Annotated in this window: 2 protein-coding genes; one reads left to right on the top strand and one right to left on the bottom strand. The window is 50.4% G+C overall.

The annotated features are described in order from the left end of the window. The first annotated feature begins 267 nt into the window (after nt 1–267). A complete protein-coding gene (yjeH, locus tag ACRC27_RS06770; protein ID WP_438629683.1) occupies nt 268–1,605 on the top strand; it encodes an L-methionine/branched-chain amino acid transporter in 1,338 nt (445 codons plus the stop codon). On the opposite strand, the gene ACRC27_RS06765 is transcribed toward yjeH, so the two are convergent. After that, a complete protein-coding gene (locus ACRC27_RS06765) occupies nt 1,585–2,475 on the bottom strand; it encodes a LysR family transcriptional regulator (protein ID WP_438639486.1) in 891 nt (296 codons plus the stop codon). The two genes, yjeH and ACRC27_RS06765, sit on opposite strands and share 21 nt — an antisense overlap. Between the last annotated feature and the right edge of the window lie 210 nt (nt 2,476–2,685).

The raw sequence follows: 2,685 nt of genomic DNA, 5'->3' as shown, positions 1-2,685 counted from the left end.
GAGGTCAAAGTGTTGAATTTTGAAGATGGTTGTTCAACCAGTAACATTATTGCGGCAATCCGTAACGGACGCGGATAAGCGCGATACGCGGGTTGAGGTAGACGGGTTTGCGCTAATGCACTAAGTGCGCTAAACCTGTTGTATCGGCAAACGAGCCGCATTTAGCCCACGGTTTTTGTTTTGTAATGACTGTTTTGTCATCACTCCAACGCCATCAGGCTTCCCTTTATGGGAAGCCTCTTTCTTGCGCACAAGGATGTGCCGTATATGTCTATCTTCTCACGTTTTTTTGCATCTAAACCCTCTGAATCACCACCATTAGCGATAAAAACAGCCGTTAGCGTAAAAAATAGTGCCGGATTAAAGCAGGAGCTGGGGTTGCTGCAAGGTATCGGTTTACTGGCAACCTCGTTGCTGGGTACCGGTATTTTTGCCATTCCTGCACTGGCTGTCGCTCTGGCCGGTGCGGGAACACTCTGGTTATGGCCATTGCTGATTATGCTGGTGTTTCCTATCGCGATTGGCTTTGCTGCCTTGGGGCGCACATACCCGCATGCCGGGGGAACGGTGCACTTTGTGGCGCTGGCCTTTGGCCCACGTTTAGCGCGAGCAACTGGCTGGCTGTTTTTATCGGTGATCCCCGTTGGGTTACCGGCCGCACTGCATATTGCGGCCGGATTTTGGATTGCCGCATTTGGATTTAGCCCCTTACAAGCGCTGGGGGTTCAATTACTGACCCTGCTGCTGGTTCTGGGATTGGGTTTGCGCAGCGCTGGCTCATCGGCCAATGTTCAAACCCTGATAGCCCTGCTGGTGGTGGCGGTAGTGGCGTTGATTGGCTATTACGGTCAAGTCTGGCAGGTGCAGGTGATCCCTTCATGGCCAGCGCCGCAGCCCCTAACGGCAGCGCTGGCGGTGATGTTTTGGTGTTTTGTCGGTATTGAAGCGTTTGCCCATTTAGGCACTGAATTTCGCCAGCCGGCCCGTGATTTTCCGCGCGCACTGCTTGGGGGGCTATTGCTGGCAGGCAGTGTGTACTGGGCTTGCACACTGGCGGTTTTGCATTTTCAGGCATATGGTCCGGCCATTGCGCCCTCTGCTTCTATCCCGTCAATTGTGGGTGGTTTATTTGGTAAAACGGCGCAACAGGTGGCTTGCCTGATCGGGTATTTGGCCTGCTTTGCCAGTGTGAATATTTACCTGCAAAGTTTTGCCCGTTTAGTCTGGTCACAAGCGCACCATTATGCGCCACATAGCCGTATTGCACAGCTCTCCGTTCGCCAAACACCGGTTTATGCACTGCTGTGGGTGGTGGGTATTTGCGCAGTCTGTACGCTGGTGATTTATGGGCTGGCCATTTCATTGTCGAGCCTGATCACGTATGCCAACGCTATTTTTGTGTTGATTTATCTGCTGGCAATGCTTGCTGGTGTGGTGTTATTACGTGGTATGGCGCGGGTTATGTCACTGATTGGCGCGTTGCTGTGTGCAGTGTTGTTGCTGTGGGTGATAGGCGCACAGAGCAGCTATGCGCTGTTATTGCTGCTGCTCTGTTATCTTGTCGCCGGAATGCTGGCTCGCCGATCAACACAAGCAGGGCATTAGTAACGTTGAGATCAACGCTTGTACCTGTGCATGGTGCTCATTATCGCGGGCGTGATAGATCCAGATAGGCTGACTGTCATCGGCATCGGCCAGTTTGCGCCAGACCAGTGCGTTGTCTGGTAGCAGTTGCATGGCAGTTGCCGGCAGAACTGAGATCCCCAAATGTGCATTCACAGCGGTCAGTATTGCGGTGATCTGGCTGAGTGTCGCTGAAATTTTCAGCGGTAAATCCTGCTGGCGGGCCATATGCAGCAGCGTAGTTTGGGTGATGTGTGGCTCTGGCAGCAAGATCAGGTTTTGATCCAATAATTGATTAAAATAGATCTGCGGCTGGTTGGCAAGATAGTGATTTTGCGGCACAACCACCATAAGTTGATCATCACAAAACGGCTGTTTCTCAATCTGGTTGGCCAGTAACGGCACTGAGTGGCCAATAACCATGTCTAACTTGTGCAGACTAAGCTTATCTAGCATTTCGGCAATCGGCGCTTCGGTAATGGTAATCGAGAGCTTGGGCTGTTGCAGGGCATAGCGCAGCAGGTTATTGATCACCGGTTCAACCGACTGTACCACGCCAATATGCAGGTGCTGCTGGGTTTCACCTTTGTAATCATTGACACTGTGGTTGAGTGAGTCTACCTCATACAAAATGCGTTTTACGTGCGGATAGATATGGTCGGCAAACTCAGTGGGTAACATGTAAGTTTGCCGCCGTTCAAATAACGGCTGGTTGTAGTGCTGCTCTAAACTCATCATCTGCTGTGACAACTCAAGCGGCGAAATAAACGCTTTACTGGCTGCTTGCGTTATATTTTGCTCTTGATAGAGCACACTAAAATAGTGCAAAAGCGTTAAATCAGTTAGCCGCATTCTCTTCCCTTATTGCTCTTTTGGGATACCACTGTCTGCGTAGCAGTGTACATAGTCAGCCGCTTTGCATCATATAGAGTACGACACGGTTCTACACTGCATTGTGCGCATAGCCCTGCTGTATAACATACATCACAGTGTTTATTTAAGTGTAAGAGTGTAATGATATATGAAACTGACTGTCTTGATTGTTGCTTGTATAACAGGGGG

The sequence above is a fragment of the Plesiomonas sp. genome (assembly GCF_051650925.1).
Lineage (GTDB): Bacteria > Pseudomonadota > Gammaproteobacteria > Enterobacterales > CAMTGL01 > Plesiomonas.
The sequence above is the reverse complement of the archived record's forward strand: the minus strand, read 5'-3'. Positions and strand labels throughout refer to the sequence as shown.